Annotated in this window: 15 protein-coding genes; 8 read left to right on the forward strand and 7 right to left on the reverse strand. The window is 67.4% G+C overall.

What is annotated here, in order from left to right; genetic code table 11:
• Positions 1-38: 38 nt before the first annotated feature.
• The 3 genes from ACSQ3N_RS09055 to ACSQ3N_RS09065 all read left to right on the forward strand — a co-directional run bounded on the left by ACSQ3N_RS09055 (position 39) and on the right by ACSQ3N_RS09065 (position 2211).
• Positions 39-1175 (forward strand): JmjC domain-containing protein, encoded by a 1137-nt coding sequence (locus ACSQ3N_RS09055; protein WP_436146100.1) that lies wholly within the window; start codon positions 39-41, stop codon positions 1173-1175.
• A 29-nt stretch (positions 1176-1204) separates the two neighbouring features.
• On the forward strand, positions 1205-1744 hold the full coding sequence (locus ACSQ3N_RS09060) for a hypothetical protein (RefSeq protein ID WP_436146101.1): 540 nt from the start codon (positions 1205-1207) through the stop codon (positions 1742-1744).
• A gap of 209 nt (positions 1745-1953) precedes the next feature.
• Positions 1954-2211 (forward strand): hypothetical protein, encoded by a 258-nt coding sequence (locus tag ACSQ3N_RS09065; protein WP_082517135.1) that lies wholly within the window; start codon positions 1954-1956, stop codon positions 2209-2211.
• Positions 2212-2594: 383 nt separating this feature from the next.
• Here ACSQ3N_RS09065 and ACSQ3N_RS09070 read toward each other — a convergent pair whose 3' ends face one another.
• The 6 genes from ACSQ3N_RS09070 to ACSQ3N_RS09095 all read right to left on the reverse strand — a co-directional run bounded on the left by ACSQ3N_RS09070 (position 2595) and on the right by ACSQ3N_RS09095 (position 7632).
• Complete coding sequence (locus ACSQ3N_RS09070) at positions 2595-3410, reverse strand: MBL fold metallo-hydrolase (protein ID WP_436146102.1); 816 nt, start codon at positions 3408-3410, stop codon at positions 2595-2597.
• Between the two features lie 113 nt (positions 3411-3523).
• A complete protein-coding gene (gene bamC, locus ACSQ3N_RS09075) occupies positions 3524-4618 on the reverse strand; it encodes an outer membrane protein assembly factor BamC (protein WP_436146103.1) in 1095 nt (364 codons plus the stop codon).
• Positions 4619-4658: 40 nt separating this feature from the next.
• Complete coding sequence (dapA, locus tag ACSQ3N_RS09080) at positions 4659-5555, reverse strand: 4-hydroxy-tetrahydrodipicolinate synthase (RefSeq protein ID WP_056173714.1); 897 nt, start codon at positions 5553-5555, stop codon at positions 4659-4661.
• Between the two features lie 30 nt (positions 5556-5585).
• Positions 5586-6140 (reverse strand): class I SAM-dependent methyltransferase, encoded by a 555-nt coding sequence (locus ACSQ3N_RS09085; RefSeq protein WP_436146104.1) that lies wholly within the window; start codon positions 6138-6140, stop codon positions 5586-5588.
• A 92-nt stretch (positions 6141-6232) separates the two neighbouring features.
• On the reverse strand, positions 6233-6412 hold the full coding sequence (locus ACSQ3N_RS09090; RefSeq protein ID WP_436146105.1) for a hypothetical protein: 180 nt from the start codon (positions 6410-6412) through the stop codon (positions 6233-6235).
• A 2-nt stretch (positions 6413-6414) separates the two neighbouring features.
• Positions 6415-7632: an MFS transporter gene (locus ACSQ3N_RS09095; RefSeq protein WP_436146106.1), complete on the reverse strand. Its 1218-nt coding sequence runs from the start codon at positions 7630-7632 to the stop codon at positions 6415-6417.
• A gap of 261 nt (positions 7633-7893) precedes the next feature.
• Here ACSQ3N_RS09095 and ACSQ3N_RS09100 point away from each other — a divergent pair, with 261 nt between their 5' ends.
• The 4 genes from ACSQ3N_RS09100 (at position 7894) to ACSQ3N_RS09115 (ending at position 15224) form a co-directional block, all read left to right on the forward strand.
• Positions 7894-9879: a DNA topoisomerase IV subunit B gene (locus ACSQ3N_RS09100; RefSeq protein ID WP_436146107.1), complete on the forward strand. Its 1986-nt coding sequence runs from the start codon at positions 7894-7896 to the stop codon at positions 9877-9879.
• Positions 9857-10696, forward strand: coding sequence for a lytic transglycosylase domain-containing protein (locus ACSQ3N_RS09105; RefSeq protein ID WP_436146108.1), 840 nt, complete (start codon positions 9857-9859; stop codon positions 10694-10696). The genes ACSQ3N_RS09100 and ACSQ3N_RS09105 overlap by 23 nt, the downstream gene beginning before the upstream one ends.
• Positions 10693-13053 (forward strand): DNA topoisomerase IV subunit A, encoded by a 2361-nt coding sequence (gene parC / locus ACSQ3N_RS09110; protein ID WP_436146109.1) that lies wholly within the window; start codon positions 10693-10695, stop codon positions 13051-13053. The genes ACSQ3N_RS09105 and parC overlap by 4 nt, the downstream gene beginning before the upstream one ends.
• Before the next feature lie 392 nt (positions 13054-13445).
• Positions 13446-15224 carry a methyl-accepting chemotaxis protein gene (locus ACSQ3N_RS09115; protein ID WP_436146110.1) on the forward strand — a complete coding sequence of 593 codons (1779 nt, stop codon included), beginning with the start codon at positions 13446-13448 and terminating at the stop codon, positions 15222-15224.
• Between the two features lie 258 nt (positions 15225-15482).
• Here the strand turns inward: ACSQ3N_RS09115 and ACSQ3N_RS09120 are convergent, their stop codons facing one another.
• Positions 15483-15941: a RidA family protein gene (locus ACSQ3N_RS09120; protein WP_056173733.1), complete on the reverse strand. Its 459-nt coding sequence runs from the start codon at positions 15939-15941 to the stop codon at positions 15483-15485.
• Between the two features lie 290 nt (positions 15942-16231).
• Between ACSQ3N_RS09120 and ACSQ3N_RS09125 the strand changes: the two genes are divergently transcribed.
• Positions 16232-18718, forward strand: coding sequence for a DNA internalization-related competence protein ComEC/Rec2 (locus tag ACSQ3N_RS09125; protein WP_436146111.1), 2487 nt, complete (start codon positions 16232-16234; stop codon positions 18716-18718).
• Positions 18719-18760 lie beyond the last annotated feature (42 nt).

Below are 18760 nucleotides of genomic sequence, written 5' to 3' on the forward strand. Positions count from 1 at the left end.
TTGATCAAAGGCCCTGTCGCCCAGGGCGGACCGCTCCAATGGATATCCAGCAACCCCTCTCCCTGCTTGGCGGTCTGACCCCCGCGCAGTTCATGCGCCGCCACTGGCAAAAAAAGCCATTGCTGGTACGTCAAGCCATTCCCCAGTTTCAGCCGCCCGTGCTGCGGGCCGATCTGTTCGCGCTGGCTGCGCAGGAGGGTGTGGAGTCGCGCCTGGTGCAACTGGTCAAGGGCGCCTGGAAGCTGCGCCATGGGCCCTTCAGCCGCAGGGCTTTGCCTGCGCTGCAGCAGCCCGACTGGACCCTGCTGGTGCAGGGCGTGGATTTGCACAACGATGCCGTGCATGCACTGATGCAGCAGTTCCGCTTCGTGCCCGAGGCGCGGCTCGATGACCTCATGATCAGCTATGCCTCCGACGGCGGTGGCGTGGGTCCGCACTTCGACAGCTATGACGTGTTCTTGCTGCAGGCCCACGGCAAGCGCCGCTGGCGCATCGGGCGCCAGAAGGACCTGACCCTGCGCGACGGCATTCCCCTCAAGGTATTGGCCCAGTTCGAGCCCGAGGAAGAGTTTGTGCTGGAGCCTGGCGACATGCTGTACCTGCCCCCGCGCTATGCCCACGATGGCATTGCCGAGGGCGAGTGCATGACCTATTCCATCGGCTTCAGGGCGCCCGCACGCGCCGAGCTGGCCCAGGAGCTGCTGGTGCGACTGGCCGAAGATGCCGGCGATGTGGAAGGCAACCCCGTGCTGTACCGCGATGCAGCGCAAGAGGCGGTCGCGCAGCCTGCCGCCATCCCCGCGGGCCTGCACGGCTTTGCCCGCGAGGCGCTGTCCAAGGCCTTGGCCGAGCCCCTGGTGCTGGAGCGGGCGCTGGGCGAGTACCTGACCGAACCCAAGGCCAGCGTGTGGTTCGAACCCGGCGACACGCGGGTGATGATGGAAGGCGTGCGCCTGGACCGCAAGAGCCGCATGATGTACGACGCGCACCATGTGTTCATCAATGGCGAGAGCTACCGCGCTGCAGGCCGGGACGCCACCCTGATGCGCCGCCTGGCCGACCAGCGCCTGTTGACGGCGCGCGAACTGGCAAAGGCCAGCGACGATGCGCTGGAGCTGCTGTCGTCCTGGTACGACGCCGGATGGGCGCATTCCTGGACGGAGCACGCTGGCTGATTGATCGAGCCATTCACCGGAGATTCCGTATGAGCGACACGCCTTCATCCCCTGTGCCCCCCACCTTGCCACCCACTGTGCCTCTCAGCCTGCCTTCGGGCCGGTTCAGCAGCCGCGAGGATTTTCGGCAGATGGTGCGGGACGCGTTGGCGACGGCGGTGCGTGACGGCTGGCAGGAGATCGTCATCAGCGACGCGAACTTCCATGACTGGCCGCTGGGAGAGCGCAGCGTCGCAGAGTTGCTGCAGGAATGGGCGCATGGCAGCCGTCGGTTCACCATGCTGGCAGGCAGTTTTGACGATGTCGTTCGCCGGCATGCTCGTTTCGTGCGATGGCGCAGTACCTGGGACCACATCATCACCTGCCGGCGCAGCGCGTCGGCGGACCCGCTGGACATCCCCAGCGTGCTGTGGTCGCCGCACTGGGTGATGCACCGGCTCGACCCCGAGCGCAGTGTCGGCGTGACGGGGCCTGAGCCCGACCGCCGCGTGCTGCTGCGCGAGACCCTCAACGAGTGGCTTCGCAGCAAAAGTACCCCCGGTTTCCCCGCATCCACCCTGGGTTTATGAGTGGGGTGGCCGACCGTGACTGGGCGGTCACAGATGTCAATGGCTTGTAAAGCTTTCGTCAGTGTTAGTCAGTATTGACTAAATACCAATATAATCGGCGGCTGCGCCAAAAAGGTGCAAGCCAAGTGCATTGTGCCGACGCGTACAGCGGCTTCCAGGAGCCTGACGCCGTGGCTTTTCAAGATACTTTGTCCAACTAGGAACATCCAATGAAGAACTCCCTCGTTCTGGCCGCCCTGATCGCTGCTGCAGCCCTCGCCGCTTGCGGCAAGAAGGAAGAACCCGCTGCTGTGCCAGCTCCAGCTCCCGTGGAAGCTCCTGCTCCAGCACCCGTGGCTCCTGCTTCCGAAGCCGCTCCTGCCGCCTCAGAAGCCGCATCTGCTGCTTCCGACGCCGCTGCTGACGCTGCCAAGGCTGCTGCTGACGCTGCCGCCGCTGCTGCAACCGCCGCTTCCGCAGCCAAGTAATTCGCTGCAGGCTCTGGCTGGTTGAAAAACCGGTTGTTGCCGCAAAGGCCCCGTACCGCAAGGTCGGGGCTTTTTTGTTTCTGCGCCCTGGCCAGCGTACTCAAGTCCATTCACTCCACCCATACACCCATTCCGCCCAGGTCATCCGCTGCCCTCCAATCGGCTGCAGTCCGATCCGTTGCAGTTTCGCTGAGCTCAGCCATCCCAATCCATCCGTGGAGGCTCAGCTTCGGTGCTCATTTCGACAGGGTGGCATAAAGGCGGTGGCCGCCCAGTGATACTGCGTTGGCTGAGGGGCGCGTTGCAACGCCAAAGCCTCTTTCAGTTCGCGTATTGGCGCTAGCGCGTGCGCGCAGCATGAGCATTGTGTGAAGCCCGGCCGCTCAGGCTGCGATCAGGCCGTAGCCAGGGCTAGGCCCTGCCGCCACCGAGAGCCAGGGCGTTCCCGCTGTGGGGCAGGCCACATGAATGGCCTCCACCGGCCAGTCGAGTGCGGGCGCCAACGCCTCTCTTGCGATGGAGGGCGCGTTGTTCTTGGAGCTCAGGTGTGCGGCCACGATGGTCTGCAGGCCCGGGTGACGCACCGCGCGCAGGATGTCTGCGGTCACCCGGTTGGCCAGGTGGCCAAAGGGTCCGCCGACCCGGCGTTTCAAGAACAGCGGGTACCGCGAGGCTTCGAGCATGGCCGGGTCGTGGTTGGCTTCGATCATCAGCGCGTGGCAGCCCTGTAGTTGTTGCAGCACATGGTCGCTGGCATGGCCCAGGTCGGTCAATACGCCCAGGTGGGCGGCGCCGTCGGAGCAGCGCAGCTGCAGCGGCTCGCGGGCGTCGTGGGGCACGGTGAAGGGGCGGGCCTCGAAAGTGCCCAGGTCGATGGGTGTCATGTCGTGCGCAATGCGCAGCATGTCGCCAAAGTCCGGCTGGCCCAGTGCTGCATGCGTCCCCTGGCTCATCCACACCGGAATGCGGTAGCGAATGGCCACGGTTTGCGCGCAGCCGATGTGGTCGGAGTGTTCATGGGTGATGAAGACCGCGTCCAGGTCTTCGATCTGCAGTTGCGCCTGGGCCAGGCGGCCCTGCAGCTGCCGAATGCCGAAGCCGCAGTCGATCAGGAGGCGGCGCACCTGCGTGTCGCTGCGGCCTTCGACCACGGTGGCATTGCCGGTGCTACCACTCCCCAGGTTTTTGAAACGCAGCATGGGGAGGGGAGTTATTGGATTCGTGCCCGGACGAGATGGCTATCCCGGTCAGGCGGCCTGTGGAGCAGGCCGGGCCATGAAGGCCCGCCCCAACTCCACGGCGAAGCGGCTGGTTACTTGAGGTCGTCCGCAATCACGCGCACGATGCGCTCGGCATTGGCTGACGATTCGGGCACACCGGCTTCGTTGAGGACAGACACGGTGCTGGACTCGCCTTGGCTGCGCACGACGATGCGGAACTTGAGCGGTGGCGTGGCCGACGACGAGCCGCTGAACAGCTTGCCGAAGAAACCGGGTTCCTTCTTGTCGGCGTTGGGGGCCACGTAGCGGACGAAGTACGTGCCTTCGTTGCGGTTGCGGTCTTCCACGGTGAAGCCGGTGCGGTCCAGCGCCAGGCCCACACGGCGCCATGCGCGGTCGAAGCCCTCATCCAGCTGGACCACGGGCTTGTTGTCCACCGTGGCCATGCGGGCAGACTGCGCGCGCGGTGCGGGCGAGGCCACCACGGCCTTGGATTGCTCCTGGCTCACGCCGAGCTTGACCATCAGGCGGCGCAGAAATTCGGTTTCCAGCTCGGGGTCGGAGGGGCGGGGCTGCCACACCGTGTTGTCCTTGGTGGCGGTGCCGTAGACCTCGATCATGCCGCGGTGGGTGATGTAGATTTCGGTGCCGCCGTTGGCGTTGCGCTCCAGGCGGGTGCGGAACTTGTCGCGCTCGCCAGTGGAGTACAGCGAGTCCAGCAGCTTGCCCAGGGTCGAGCGGATGAAGTCCTGCGGCAGCTTGGCGCGGTTTTCAGCCCAGTCGGTTTCCATGATGCCCACGTTGGCGTCGGCCTGCTCCAGGTTGAAGCCACTTTCCTGCCAGAAGTCGCGCACAGGCTCCCAGAGCTTGTCGGCCGGACGGTTGACCACCAGCCAGCGCTGGTTGCCATCGCGCTCGATGCGCACGTCGCCCAGCTGCACGGCAGCGGCGTTGGCCGTGCCGGAAGGCTGAGCCGCCTGGCCCGCCTGCATGGCAGCGGCTGAGACGGCGCCGCCGGGCACGGCATAGCGCGAGTCGCGCGACAGCTGGGTCAGGTCGGGTGGGACTTCGAGGGTCGAGCCCTTGGTGGCGCTCTTGTAGTCGATCTTGTCGCCTTCGAGGGCGGCGCAGGCAGACAGAGCCATGGCAATGGCCAGCAAGCTCAGGCGGGTGGTAGCAGCATTCACGCGGAAATCCTTGAAGTGTCAGGTGCGGGCGCGGCCCGGATTAGATCAGGCCGCTCGTGCGCAGCGCGGATTCGACGATGGCTTCATTGCCAGCGGACAACGGCGTCATGGGCAGGCGCATGGTGCCACCACACAGGCCCATGCGGGTCATGGCCCACTTGACCGGAATGGGGTTGGCTTCGACGAACAGGTTCTTGTGCACGGGCATCAGCTGGAACTGGATCTGCAGCGCGCGCTTGGCGTCGCCCGCCAGGGCGGCCACGCACAGCTCGTGCATCAGGCGCGGCGCCACGTTGGCCGTCACGCTGATGTTGCCGTGCCCGCCGCACAGCATCAGGGCCACGGCGGTCGGGTCGTCGCCCGAATACACCGCAAAGCCCTTGGGAACATCGCGGATGAGCCACTGCGCGCGCTCGATGTTGCCGGTGGCTTCCTTGATGCCGATGATGCCGGGCACTTCGGCCAGGCGCAGCACGGTGTCGTGCAGCATATCGGCCACGGAGCGGCCGGGCACGTTGTACAGCACGATGGGCAGGTCGCCCGTGGCTTCGGCAATGGCCTTGAAGTGCTGGAACTGGCCCTCTTGCGTGGGCTTGTTGTAGTAGGGCACGACCTGCAGCTGGCTGTCGGCACCCACGCCGCGCGCGAACTTGGCCAGCTCGATCGCTTCGGCGGTGGAGTTGGCGCCGCAGCCGGCCATGATGGGCACGCGCTTGGCAGACTGCTCCACGGCGACGCGGATGATCTCGCAATGCTCTTGTACGTTGACCGTCGGCGATTCGCCCGTGGTACCCACCACACCGATGCAGTCGGTGCCTTCGGCGATGTGCCAGTCGATCAGTTTGCGCAGTGTGGGGTAGTCCACGCTGCCGTCCTCGTGCATGGGGGTGACGAGAGCGACGATGCTGCCGGTAAGGGGTGCGCTGGGGAGGGTCATGTCCGCGTTGTAAAACGGTAAAAGAGCATTCTAACTAGGCGGCGGGACCAAAGGGTGCCGGGCCGGACTCCCCGCGTCCGGGAGTTCCCGCACCGCCGTGATGCGCTGCACGAAACGGTCGGGATTTTGCAGGAAGCCGTCCTCGTACGCCACGGCGCGCAAAGGCGCGCAGGCCGCGAGCAATTCGCCTGGCTGCAGCAGGAATTCGGGGCGGGCAGGGCGGCCCACGGTCTCGTTGCCGTGCGCGAAGGTCTCGTAGATCAGCACGCCACCCGGCGCCACGCTTTGCACGACGACGGGCAGCAGCGGCCTCCACAGATAGTTGGTGACCACCACGGCGCCGAACTGGCGCCCCGCCAAAGGCCACGGCCCTTCTTCGATATCCGCCTGCAGCAGCTCGCCGAGCCCCTCGCAGGCCGCCACGGCCTCAACCGAGCGGTCCACGCCCACCACCGCGTGGCCCAGGCCGCGCAGCCAGCGCAGATGGCGCCCCGCGCCGCAGGCCACGTCCAGGGCGGTGCTGCCAGGGGCGATCAGGTGGCTCCAGCGGCAGACCCATTCGGACGCCAATTCGTGACCGTGCATATGCTATAAAAATAATAGCTGCTAGCGCTTATCTGGAGCGCGGTAGCAGCCAAAAAGACTTGAATCCCTAGGGTGGGCCCGGTCTGCGCAGCTCAGAAGCAGGCCCACATCTGGTCGGCGAGCATCACCATGAAGTCCGGCGCCGTGTACAGGCCGAACACCGCCAGGCAGGCCAGCACCGCCACCACGCCCGCCAGCCAGCGCAGCGCACGCGCGGGCTTGGCCGGAGCGTCGGCAGACGCGGGTGTGGGGGCGGCGGCTTGTGGTGTCATGGTCAGGCGGGTTGGGGCGTGCTGCGCGCGATGGGGCTTTCCTTGACGGGCAGGTTCACCAGGCCGGCAAACACACCGAGCCCGATGGCGATGTACCAGACGATATCGTAGCTGCCGGTCGCGTCATAGAGGTACCCGCCCAGCCACACGCCCAGGAAGCTGCCGATCTGGTGGCTGAAGAACACGAAGCCCCCCAGCATCGACAGATGCTGCACGCCGAAGATCTGGGCGATGGTGGCGTTGGTGGGCGGAATGGTCGACAGCCACAACGTGCCCATTACGGCCGAGAACACATAGACCGACATCGGCGACAGCGGTACGATCAGGAACACGGTGATCACCACCGCGCGGGCAAAGTAGATGAAGGCCAGGATGTAGCGCTTGGGCATGCGCTGGCCCAGCGTGCCGGCCACGTAGGTACCGAGCACATTGAACAGGCCGATCAGCGCCAGCGCATAGCTGGCCACCTGGGGCGACAGGCCGTGGTCCTTCAGGTAGCTGGGCATGTGCACCCCGATGAACACCACCTGGAAGCCGCACACGAAATAACCGGCCATCAGCAAATTGAAGCTCGGGTAGCGGAACGCCTCGCCCAGCGCCTGCACGATGGTCTGCTCGCGCTTGACCGGGGCGCTTCCCTTGAAGCCCGGCTCGCGCAGGCCGAAGGCCAGCGGCACGATGAGCAGCACCGCCATCGACAGCACCAGCAGCGCCTGCTGCCAGCCCAGCCCTGCGATCAGCCAGCCCTCCACCGGCACCATGAGGAACTGTCCGAACGAGCCCGCCGCGGCTGCCACGCCCATGGCCCAGGACCGGCGCTCCGGCGCAATCTGCCGCCCCAGCACGCCGTAGATCACGGCGTAGGTGGTGCCGGCCTGCGCGGCTCCGATGAGCACGCCTGCGGTCAGCGCAAACAGCGTGGGCGTGGGCGACAGGGCCATGCCCGCCAGGCCCAGGCCGTAGAGCACCGCTCCGCCTATCAGCACCCGGAACGCCCCGAACCGGTCGGCCGCCATGCCCGCAAAGATGCCGATCACGCCCCAGGACAGGTTCTGGATCGCGATGGCCAGCGCGAACGACTGGCGCGTCCAGCCCATTTCCTGGGTGATGGGCAGCAGCCAGAGCCCGAACCCATGGCGGATGCCCATGGACAGCGTCACGATGGCCGCGCCGCAGGCCAGCACCTGGAACATGGACAGTTTGGGAGTATTCATATGCATGCGCAGGAATGTAGCCAGATTGGGCGAAACGCGCTGATACACCGGTAACCAATACAGTTGGCAGCGGGGTCGTGACCCCGCCGCCACCCCGGGGTGTTCCATGGTGTGTTGCAACTGTCTCCAACGGCCCCACTGTTCAGTCAGCGTGGCCTCGTTGCCCCGCCCGGCGCCGCGGCGACCGGTGCCACCGCCTTTGACAGTGCTGTCGTCACTGGTTTTCCATCCAGCTATTGCCCCGCTGCCGCACTACAATCCGCCGCTATGTCTGCCAAACCGTCTTCCGTGTCCACCAGTAGTGAATATTCCGAAGGGTCCATCCGTGTGCTCAAGGGCCTGGAGCCCGTCAAGCAGCGCCCGGGCATGTACACCCGCACCGACAACCCGCTGCACATCATCCAGGAAGTGCTGGACAACGCCGCCGACGAAGCCCTGGCCGGCCACGGCAAGAAGATCCGCGTCACGCTGCACGCCGACGGCTCGGTGAGCGTCGAAGACGACGGCCGCGGCATTCCGTTTGGCCTGCACCCCGAAGAAAAGGCGCCGGTGATCGAGCTGGTGTTCACCCGCCTGCACGCGGGCGGCAAGTTCGACAAGGGCAAGGGCGGCGCGTACAGCTTCTCCGGCGGCCTTCACGGCGTGGGCGTGTCGGTCACCAACGCGCTGGCCACCCGGTTGGAGGCCACCAGCTACCGCGAAGGCAAGATGGCGCGCCTGGTGTTTTCTGCCGGCGACGTGATCGAGCCCCTGGTGGCGCGGGCCCTGGAAGTGGGCGAGCGCAAGCAGGGCACCTCGGTGCGCGTGTGGCCCGATGCCAAGTATTTCGAGTCGAGCGCGCTGCCCATGGGCGAGCTCACCCACCTGCTGCGCAGCAAGGCCGTGCTGATGCCGGGCGTCACGGTGCAGCTCGTCAACGAGAAGACCCGCGACACGCAAACCTGGCAGTACAAAGGCGGCCTGCGCGACTACCTGATGCAGACGCTGCACGGCGAGCCGGTGATCCCGCTGTTCGAAGGCGAAGGCTTTGCCGACCGCAACAACGAGAGCTTTGCCGAGGGCGAGGGCGCGTCGTGGTGCGTGGCCTTCACCGAAGACGGCCAGCCCATGCGCGAGAGCTACGTCAACCTGATCCCCACCAGCGCTGGCGGCACGCACGAAAGCGGCCTGCGCGACGGTTTGTTCAACGCCGTCAAGAGCTTCATCGAGCTGCACAGCCTGCTGCCCAAGGGCGTGAAGCTGCTGCCCGAAGACGTGTTCGCCCGCGCCAGCTACGTGCTCAGTGCCAAGGTGCTGGACCCGCAGTTCCAGGGCCAGATCAAGGAGCGGCTCAACTCGCGCGATGCGGTGCGTTTGGTCAGCGGCTTCGTGCGGCCGTCGCTCGAGCTGTGGCTCAACCAGCACGTCGACTACGGCAAGAAGCTGGCCGAGCTGGCTATCAAGGCCGCGCAGACCCGCCAGAAGGCCGGCCAGAAGGTCGAAAAGCGCAAGGGCTCCGGCGTGGCCGTGCTGCCCGGCAAGCTGACTGATTGCGAAAGCCGTGACCTGGCCCACAACGAAGTGTTTCTGGTCGAGGGCGACTCCGCCGGCGGCAGCGCCAAGATGGGCCGCGACAAGGAAAGCCAGGCCATCCTGCCGCTGCGCGGCAAGGTGCTCAACACCTGGGAGGTCGAGCGCGACCGCCTGTTCGCCAACAACGAAATCCACGACATCTCGGTGGCCATCGGCGTGGACCCGCATGGGCCGAACGACACGCCCGACCTTTCGGGCCTGCGCTACGGCAAGGTCTGCATTTTGTCGGACGCCGACGTGGACGGCTCGCACATCCAGGTGCTGCTGCTCACGCTGTTCTTTCGCCACTTCCCCAAGCTCATCGAGGCCGGCCACATCTACGTGGCGCGCCCGCCGCTGTTCCGTGTGGACGTGCCCGCACGCGGCAAGAAGCCCGCGGCCAAGATGTATGCGCTGGACGAGGGCGAGCTCACCGCCATCCTCGACAAATGCGCCAAGGACGGCGTGGCGCGCGAGAAGTGCCAGGTCAGCCGCTTCAAGGGCCTGGGCGAGATGAACGCCGAGCACCTGTGGGAAACCACGCTCAACCCCGACACCCGCCGCCTGATGCCGGTGCAGCTGGGCGACATGGACTTCGCCGCGACCGAGGCGCTGATCACCAAGCTCATGGGCAAGGGTGAAGCCGCCTCGCGCCGCGAGCTGATGGAGCTGCATGGCGATGCGGTCGACATCGACATCTGACCGCCTGCGCCTGGCGTGCGCGGGCCTGCTGCTGTGCCTGGCGCACGGCGCGGCCCACGCCGACCTGTGGGCCTTTGTCGACGCGCGCGGCGTGACGCACTTCGCGCCGGAGCAGGTGGACGCCAACTACCACCTGTTCTTCAAGGGCAATGAGTTCGACTCCACGCGCGATGTGCCCGCAGGTGCGCCGCCCATGCCGAATGCGCTGCCCCCGGCAGGCGCGCGGCTGCTGGCATTTTTCGACATCGCGCCGGACTACAAGCGGGTGAAGCACCATCTGCGCGCGGCAGCGGCCCGGCATGACATCGACTACGAACTGCTGCAGGCCCTGATCGCCACCGAGTCCGGGTTCGACGCGGGCGCCGTGTCGCCCAAGGGTGCGGTGGGGCTCATGCAGGTGATGCCGGCCACGGCCACGCGCTTCGGGGTGAGTGCCGACGCCAAACGCTCGGTCGAGAAAAAGCTGGCCGATCCGGCCGTGAACGTGCCCGCGGGCACGCGCTACCTGCGCTATCTGATCGACATGTTTCCCGAGCGGCTGGACCTGGCGCTGGCGGCCTACAACGCGGGCGAAGGCGCGGTGCAGCGCGCCGGCAACAAGGTGCCGGCATACAAGGAAACGCAAAACTATGTGCGCACCGTGATGGGCCTGTACCACCAGCTCAAGCCGCCGGCACCGGTGCTGGCCCAGCGCGCGGCGCCGGGCCGCGTGCGCATGGAACTGTCGGGCGGCGCCGTGAACCGGGGCAACCTGCCACCCACGCGGGTGGCGCAGACGCCCCCACCGATTGAATCTGACTCCAACAAGAACGAATGAGCGACCAACCCACTCTCGATTTTCCGGCCTCCGACGACGGCGGCGATTCCCAGGGCCTGGCCAGCTATGCCCAGCGCGCGTACCTGGAGTACGCGCTCTCGGTCGTCAAGGGCCGCGCTCTGCCCGACGTCTGCGACGGGCTCAAGCCCGTGCAGCGGCGCATCTTGTTCTCGATGGACCGCATGGGCCTGGGCTACAGCGGCCCCACGCGCACCACGGCGGCCAAGCCGGTCAAGAGCGCTCGCGTGGTCGGCGATGTGCTGGGCAAATACCACCCGCACGGTGACCAGTCGGCCTACGACGCACTGGTGCGCATGGCGCAGGATTTCGCCCAGCGCTACCCGCTGATCGACGGCCAGGGCAACTTCGGCAGCCGCGACGGCGATGGCGCTGCGGCCATGCGCTACACCGAGGCGCGCCTGTCGCGCATCACCAGCCTGCTGCTCGACGAGATCGACGAAGGCACGGTCGACTTCATGCCCAACTACGACGGCAGCGTTCAGGAGCCGCGCCAGCTGCCAGCACGCCTGCCGTTCGCGCTGCTCAACGGCGCCAGCGGCATCGCCGTAGGCCTGGCCACCGAAATCCCCAGCCACAACCTGCGCGAGATCGCGGATGCGTGCATCGCGCTCATCAAGGCCCCGGCGCTGAGCCAGGAAGACCTGCTGGCGCTCGTGCCGGGCCCGGACTACCCGGGCGGCGGCCAGATCATCAGCGCGGCGTCCGACATTGCAGACGCTTACCGCACCGGCCGCGGCAGCCTCAAGGTGCGCGCACGCTGGAAGATCGAGGACCTGGCGCGCGGCCAGTGGCAACTGGTGGTCAACGAACTGCCTCCGGGCGTGAGCACGCAGAAGGTGCTCGAAGAGATCGAAGAGATCACCAACCCCAAGGTCAAGACCGGCAAGAAGGCGCTGTCGCAGGACCAGACGCAGCTCAAGGCCAGCATGCTGGCCGTGCTGGACGTCGTGCGCGACGAGTCCAGCAAGGACGCGCCCGTGCGCCTCGTGTTCGAGCCCAAGACCGGCAAGACGCCGCAGCAGGAACTCATCACCACGCTCCTGGCGCACACCAGCCTTGAATCCTCCGCCCCCATCAACCTCACGATGGTGGGGCTCGATGGCAGGCCCACGCAAAAGTCCCTGCGGCAGATGCTGGAAGAGTGGATTGCCTTCCGCCAGGCCACCATCACCCGCCGCACGCAGCACCGCCTGGCCAAGGTGCTGGACCGCATCCACATCTACGAAGGCCGGCAGATTGTCCTGCTCAACATCGACGAGGTGATCGCCATTATCCGCCAGGCGGAAGATCCGAAGGCCGCGCTGATCGCGCGCTTCAACCTCAGCGACCGGCAGGCCGAAGACATCCTTGAAATCCGCCTGCGCCAATTGGCGCGCTTGGAGGCGATCAAGATCGAGCAGGAGCTCAAGGAGCTGCGCGAAAGCCAGGGGAAGCTCGAAGACATCCTGAACAACCCCAGCTCGCTGCGCCGCCTGATGGTCAAGGAGATCGAGGCCGATGCCAAGACCTTTGCCGACGCGCGCCGCACGCTGATCCAGGCCGAGAAGAAGGCCGTGGCCGAGGTCAAGGTGGTGGACGAGCCAGTGACGGTGATCGTCTCGCAAAAGGGCTGGGTGCGCGCCCGCACCGGCCATGGTCACGAGGCCGCCAGCTTTGCCTTCAAGGCCGGCGACGGCCTGTACAACACCTTCGAGTGCCGCACGGTCGACACGCTGCTGGCCTTCGGCAGCAATGGGCGCGTGTATTCTGTGCCGGTGTCGGCGCTGCCGGGCGCGCGCGGCGACGGCCAGCCCGTGACCACGCTGATCGAGCTGGAGTCGGGCACGCAACTGCTGTACTACTTTGCAGGCCCGGCGCAGGCCTCGCTGCTGCTGGCCGGCTCGGGCGGCTACGGCTTTCTGGCATCGGTCGAGAACATGGTCTCGCGCCAGAAGGGGGGCAAGTCGTTCATCACCCTGGGCGAGGGCGAGACGCTGTGCCAGCCCTCGCATGCGGCAGGGACGTCCAGCACCAGCGTTCCGGCCCTGGCACCGGCGACGCACGTGGCCTGCGCCTCGGCGGGCGGCCGCATCCTGACCTTCGAGATCGCCGAGCTCAAGACCATGGCCAATGGCGGCCGGGGCCTGATGCTGATCGACCTGGAAGACAAGGACACCCTGGCGGGCGCTGCGGCGTACACGCGCAGCATCCGCATCGACGGCATCGGCCGCGGCGGCAAGCAGCGCGACGAGACGCTGGAGATCCGGTCTCTGAACAATGCCCGCGCTGCGCGGGGGCGCAAGGGCAAGGCGGCGGACCTGGGCTTCAAGCCCTCGGCCGTCACGCGCGTGGAGTGACAGGGTAGGGCAGAGGCCGCTGATACGTCGGCGCCTTCCTCCTGCCCTCGTCTGTATTCCTCTTGCGGCGACCTGTTCGTTCTTGGGCTGCTGTTCGCAGTCTGTTGCGCCACATTACCCGTTTGCGGGTCAGACGATCCTGCTGCCATTGATAGCTGGGCTGCAGCAGGTTATTCGCCTCGGTGGCCCGGCACAACGTCCTGTCGCTGTGCGCCGATTGGTCCCAAGGTCGCCCTGCCGCAACGAAATGCCGTTCACATCTGGGCCTGCCGCCCGGTGCGCACGCTGTTGTTATCCCACGGAAATCCTCCTTATGCGGGGCATTCCGGGTTGTGCCGCTCCTGGAAAGGGCGCAACATCTGCACACAAAGACAACACTGCAGGAGAACATCATGCTGCCCAAGCAAGTCCGCATGGCCCACAAACTCTGGTTGGCAGTGATTCTGATCGTGGTGCTGCTGGCCGCCGTGGTGGGGTTCTCGGGCTACCGCTCCGCCAAGGTCCAGGCCCAGGCCGATGCCGTGGCCAAGGAGATGGAGGCGCGCGTGCAGGCCGCCATCCGCTGGTCGGGCCTGACGGAGACCAACGCAGCCCGCACGCAGGCGCTGATCGTGAGCAGCGACGCCTCGGTCGAAGCAGAGTTCAAGGACGTGATCGCCGCCACGTCGGCGCAGATCACCGAAGTGCAGAAGTCGCTGGAGTCCATGGCGCTGTCGGAGGCCGACAAGGCGCAGATGGTCAAGATCGCCGATGCCCGCAAGAAGATGATCGACCTGCGCGGCGAGGCGCGCAAGCTCAAGAGCGCGGGCCAGCAGGACCAGGCCGTCGTGCTGGTCAAGCAGTCGTACAACCCCGCAGTGGCCGCGTACCTGCAGACCCTGCGGGACTTCGTGAAGCAGCAACAGGACACCGCCATGGCCAGCCAGGCAGAGATGGGGGCATCGCGCATGCTCACCGTGAAAATCGCCGCCGTGGCCGTGGGCTTGTTGTTGCTGGCGATCATCGTGGGGGCGTACTACCTCATCGGCAGCATCCAGCGGCCGCTGGAGCAGGCAAGCGGCTTGGCCGAGCGCATTGCCAGTGGCGACCTGAGCATGCAGGAGTCGGTGACCCGGGGTGACGAGTTCGGCGACCTGCTGCGCTCGCTCTACACCATGAGCGACGCGCTGGGCCGCATGGTGCAGCAGGTGCGCCAGAGCACGGACAGCATCGCCATCGCCAGCGCCGAGATCGCCACCGGCAACCACGACCTGTCCACCCGCACCGAAGAAACCTCCAGCAACCTGCAGGAGACCGCGGCGGCCATGGAGCAGTTCACCAGCACCATCCAACAAAGCGCGGGCAGCGCGCAGCAGGCCAGCAGCCTGGCGGCGGGTGCCACCGGCGTGGCCCGCAAGGGCGGTGCCGTGGTGACGCAGGTCGTGACCACGATGGAAGACATCAACCACAGCAGCAAGAAGATCGCCGACATCATCGGCGTGATCGACTCCATCGCCTTTCAGACCAATATCCTTGCGCTCAATGCCGCGGTGGAGGCGGCGCGCGCGGGCGAGCAGGGCCGCGGCTTTGCCGTGGTGGCCAGCGAGGTGCGCAACCTGGCGCAGCGCTCGGCCTCTGCTGCCAAGGAGATCAAGGAGCTGATCAGCGCATCGGTGGAGAAGGTGGAAACCGGCTCGCGCCTGGTGTCCGACGCGGGCACCACCATGACCGACATCGTGCAGTCCGTGCAGCGCGTGACCGACATGATCGGCGAGATCACGGCAGCGTCTTCGGAGCAGAGCGCCGGCGTGTCGCAGGTGAACCAGTCCATCGGCAACCTCGACCAGATGACGCAGCAGAACGCGGCCCTGGTGGAGCAGAGCGCCGCCGCCGCGCAAAGCCTGCGCGAGCAGGCGGACCAGCTGGCGCAGGTGGTCTCTCGCTTCAAGGTGAATGCTGCGAGCTATGTGCCCGCACAGGCCGCCATCGGTGCGGCGCGGGCGTCGGCAGCCACTGCTGTGCCGCCCACAAAACCAGCCGCAAAACCAGCCGCAAAGCCAGCGGCCAAGCCCGCCGCCCGACCCCTGGCCGCCAAAGCCCCTGCCGCGCCCAAGCTGTCTACCGCGCCCACGCCGGCCCCGCGCAAACCCCAGGTAGCCCAGGGTGCCGACGAAGACTGGGAATCTTTCTGACTCTTGGATCGCGGCGCGGCGCTGCGGCTGGCGTGCCGCCCGCACCACGCCAACGGCGCTTGAGGTGGCCTGCCGGTCGGTCGACCGGCTCCGTTTATTTGGCGATGCGCCGCAGGTGACTCACAGGGAGCAGACATGCGGCTCGCCCTGTGAAGCAGCCGCAGCCTGCGGCTGCGTCAGCGCCACCGTGGAACCAGCTACGCCGGGCCACGGGTGGCGTCCCGCTTCAACTGGGACAGCGCGAAGCGCTTCAGGGGATCAGGCGAGTTCTGCGATGAGCTCGATCTCCACACACGCACCCATCGGGATCTGTGCCACGCCGAACGCACTGCGTGCGTGCACGCCCTTGTCGCCGAAGACCTGGCCCAGCAGTTCGCTGGCGCCATTGGTCACCAAGTGCTGCTCGGTGAAGTCGCCGGTGGAGTTCACCAGGCTCATGAGCTTGACGATGCGCTTGACCCGGTTCAGGTCGCCGCCGCAGGCGGCCTGCAGTGTGCCCATGAGGTCGATGGCCACGGCGCGTGCTGCGGTCTTGCCTTCTTCGGTGCCGATGTCGCGGCCGAACTGCGCAGCCCAGGGCTTGCCGTCCTTGCGGGCGATGTGGCCCGACAGGAACACCAGGTTGCCGGTCTGCACGAACGGCACATAGGCTGCGGCTGGCACCGACACCGGTGGCAGGGTGATGTTGAGTTCTGTCAGCTTGTCGTAAACGCTCATGGTGATTCCTTGGAGTGAAGGGGTGGACGTTGGGGAGGTCGTGCGTGCGCAGGTGCATGCGCGTGGCGTTGCGGCCTGCAGACGGTGCCCGGGGTGGCCGCGAGTGTTACACAGCCTGCTGCGCTTGCCACCGGCGCGGCACGCTGCCGGCACATTAGCATCAGCCCATGTCCCACATAAGCGCTTCTAATGCCGCACCGGCCCGCTCCTCCGCGCTGGCGGCTTGCAGCACGGGCAGCACGGGCAGCATCGCAGGCAGCGTTGGCATCGGCGCTCCACAGAGTACGGAGATGGAGAAACGGGTGGCGCAGCAACCCCGGCCCTGGCTGTTGCCTGCCCTGCTGCTGGGCGCTGTGGTGGGCTCTGCACTGCAGTTGCAGCAACCCGCGCTGTGGCGGGCCGGCACGTACGGCGGTGTGCTGGTGGCAGCCATCGCCATGGCCCTGGGGGCGTTGACGGCCACCCGCATGCGCGCCAGGGCCAACGCATGGATGAGTTTCGCGCCCCTGGCGATCGCCTTTGCGGCCGGTGGGCTGGCGCTGTTCGCCCTGGGCGGCCTGCGGTCCGCAGACTACCTGGGCGATGCCCTCGCGCCGCAACTGGAGGGGCGTGATATCCGCGTCACCGGCATGGTGGCCGCCATGCCGCAAAGCAACGAAGCCGGCACCCGCCTGCGCCTGGACGTGGAGTCTGCTCTACTGCAGGGCGCGCCCGTGCAGTTGCCGCCGCGCATCGAGGTCGCATGGTACGGCGGCGCCTTTCGCGATGCGGCAGGCGTGGCCGACCTGCAGCGCCCGCCACCCGCGCTGCGTGCGGGCGAGCGCTGGGACCTGACCGTGCGTTTGAAAGCGCCGCATGGCCTGCGCAATCCGCATGGCTTCGACTACGAACTCTGGATGTGGGAGCAGGGCGTGCAGGCCACCGGCTACGTGCGCGCCGGCCCCAAGGACGAGGCGCCGGTGCTGCTCGGCTCGACCTGGCAGCACCCCGTGGAGCGCGCGCGGCAGGCGGTGCGCGACGCCATCATCGAGCGGCTGGTGAGGGATGTGCAGGGTGACGACCCGACCCGTGCCCGCATTGCCGGGGTGGTGGCGGCACTGGTGACGGGCGATCAGCGCGCCATCGACCGTGCGGACTGGGACGTGTTCCGCGCCACGGGCGTCGCCCATCTGATGAGCATCTCGGGGCTTCACATCACGCTCTTCGCCTGGCTGGCGGCATTGGCGGTGCGCGCGCTGTGGCGCCGCTCCACCCGGCTGTGCCTGCGGGCCCCGGCGCAGTCGGTGGCGCTGGCAGCGGGCATGTTGCTGGCCGCCGCGTACGCGCTGTTCAGCGGCTGGGGCGTGCCGGCCCAGCGCACCGTGATCATGCTGGCCGCCATCGCGCTGCTGCAGCTCAGCGGCCGCCGATGGCCGTGGCCGCAGGTGTGGCTCTTGGCCTGCGCCGCCGTGGTGGTGGCGGACCCGTGGGCGCTTGCGCAGGCGGGCTTCTGGCTGAGCTTTGTGGCCGTCGGCGTGCTGTTTGCTACTAATTCGATAGCTGGTGGCGCAGGCGGATCAAGCGGCGGAGGGCATTTTCGTTCGTTGTTGCGCGAGCAATGGGTGGTGACGCTGGCCCTCACACCGCTGGGCGTGCTGCTGTTCGGCCAGGTGTCGGTGGTCGGTTTTGCTGCCAACCTGGTGGCGATACCGTGGGTGACGCTGGTGGTCACGCCGCTGGCGCTGGGCGGCGTGCTCTGGGCTCCGTTGTGGAGCCTGGCGGCGCTCTCCCTGCAGCCGCTGGCCGCCTTGCTGCAGTGGCTGGCCCATTGGCCCTGGGCGGTGGTCTTTCTGCCTGTGGCGCCCTTGTGGGCCGGCGTGGCGGCGGTGGCGGGCGGCGCGCTGCTGGCCACGCGGCTGCCGTGGCGGCTGCGGTTGCTGGCACTGCCCCTGCTGTGGCCGCTGCTGGCGTGGCAGCCGGCCCGGCCCGCGGCAGGGCAGTTCGAGTTGCTGGCGGCCGACATCGGCCAGGGTAATGCAGTGCTGGTGCGCACCGCCACGCACACGCTGCTGTACGACGCGGGCCCGCGCTTCAGCCGCGAGAGCGATGCCGGCCACCGCGTGCTGGTACCCCTGCTGCGCGCGCTGGGCGAGCGGGTGGACGTGCTCATACTCAGCCACCGCGACATCGACCACACGGGTGGCGCACCGGCCGTGCTGGCGCAGCAGCCGCAGGCCGAACTCACCGGGTCCATCGAAGCCGACAACGCGCTGCAGGCGCTGCGCCCTGTCAAGCCCTGCCTGCAGGGCCAGCAGTGGACCTGGGATGGTGTGGCCTTCGAGGTGCTGCACCCGCTGGCGGGCGATGCCGCGCAGGCCCGCCGCCCCAATGCACTGAGCTGCGTGCTGCGCATCACGGCCGCCGGCGACAGCGCGCCGGTGGCCCTGCTGGTCGGCGACATCGAAGCGCCGCAGGAGCAGGCCCTGCTGGCGCGCGGCGCTCCGCTGCGGGCGGACGTGCTGCTGGTGCCCCACCACGGCAGCAAGACGTCGTCCACCGCTGCCTTTCTGGAGGCGGTCCAGCCCCGCACTGCTTTGGTGCAGGCCGGCTACCGCAACCGGTTCGGCCACCCGGCGCCCGACGTGTTCGACCGCTACCGCGAGCGCGGCATCCAGGTGGTGGAATCCGCACGCTGCGGCGCGGCCACCTGGTCGTCCGCGCAGCCGGGCGACGTGGGGTGCGAACGCGATGGTGCAAGGCACTACTGGCAGCACAATATTGCGCCGCGGCCCGATTGAGCCGACTTTTTGCGATGGCACGGTGCGCCGAAGGCGGGCGAC

Origin of the sequence: Acidovorax sp. LjRoot194, from assembly GCF_964253015.1 — a bacterium.
Lineage (GTDB): Bacteria > Pseudomonadota > Gammaproteobacteria > Burkholderiales > Burkholderiaceae_C > Acidovorax.

Coding starts and splice junctions, on each gene's coding strand:
- ACSQ3N_RS09090 (WP_436146105.1), bottom strand. CDS start 6,412: ATGACACCACAAGCCGCCGCCCCCACACCCGCGTCTGCCGACGCTCCG.
- ACSQ3N_RS09070 (WP_436146102.1), bottom strand. CDS start 3,410: ATGCTGCGTTTCAAAAACCTGGGGAGTGGTAGCACCGGCAATGCCACC.
- ACSQ3N_RS09085 (WP_436146104.1), bottom strand. CDS start 6,140: ATGCACGGTCACGAATTGGCGTCCGAATGGGTCTGCCGCTGGAGCCAC.
- ACSQ3N_RS09125 (WP_436146111.1), top strand. CDS start 16,232: ATGGAGAAACGGGTGGCGCAGCAACCCCGGCCCTGGCTGTTGCCTGCC.
- ACSQ3N_RS09095 (WP_436146106.1), bottom strand. CDS start 7,632: ATGCATATGAATACTCCCAAACTGTCCATGTTCCAGGTGCTGGCCTGC.
- dapA (WP_056173714.1), bottom strand. CDS start 5,555: ATGACCCTCCCCAGCGCACCCCTTACCGGCAGCATCGTCGCTCTCGTC.
- ACSQ3N_RS09100 (WP_436146107.1), top strand. CDS start 7,894: ATGTCTGCCAAACCGTCTTCCGTGTCCACCAGTAGTGAATATTCCGAA.
- ACSQ3N_RS09120 (WP_056173733.1), bottom strand. CDS start 15,941: ATGAGCGTTTACGACAAGCTGACAGAACTCAACATCACCCTGCCACCG.
- ACSQ3N_RS09060 (WP_436146101.1), top strand. CDS start 1,205: ATGAGCGACACGCCTTCATCCCCTGTGCCCCCCACCTTGCCACCCACT.
- ACSQ3N_RS09115 (WP_436146110.1), top strand. CDS start 13,446: ATGCTGCCCAAGCAAGTCCGCATGGCCCACAAACTCTGGTTGGCAGTG.
- parC (WP_436146109.1), top strand. CDS start 10,693: ATGAGCGACCAACCCACTCTCGATTTTCCGGCCTCCGACGACGGCGGC.
- ACSQ3N_RS09055 (WP_436146100.1), top strand. CDS start 39: ATGGATATCCAGCAACCCCTCTCCCTGCTTGGCGGTCTGACCCCCGCG.
- ACSQ3N_RS09065 (WP_082517135.1), top strand. CDS start 1,954: ATGAAGAACTCCCTCGTTCTGGCCGCCCTGATCGCTGCTGCAGCCCTC.
- ACSQ3N_RS09105 (WP_436146108.1), top strand. CDS start 9,857: ATGCGGTCGACATCGACATCTGACCGCCTGCGCCTGGCGTGCGCGGGC.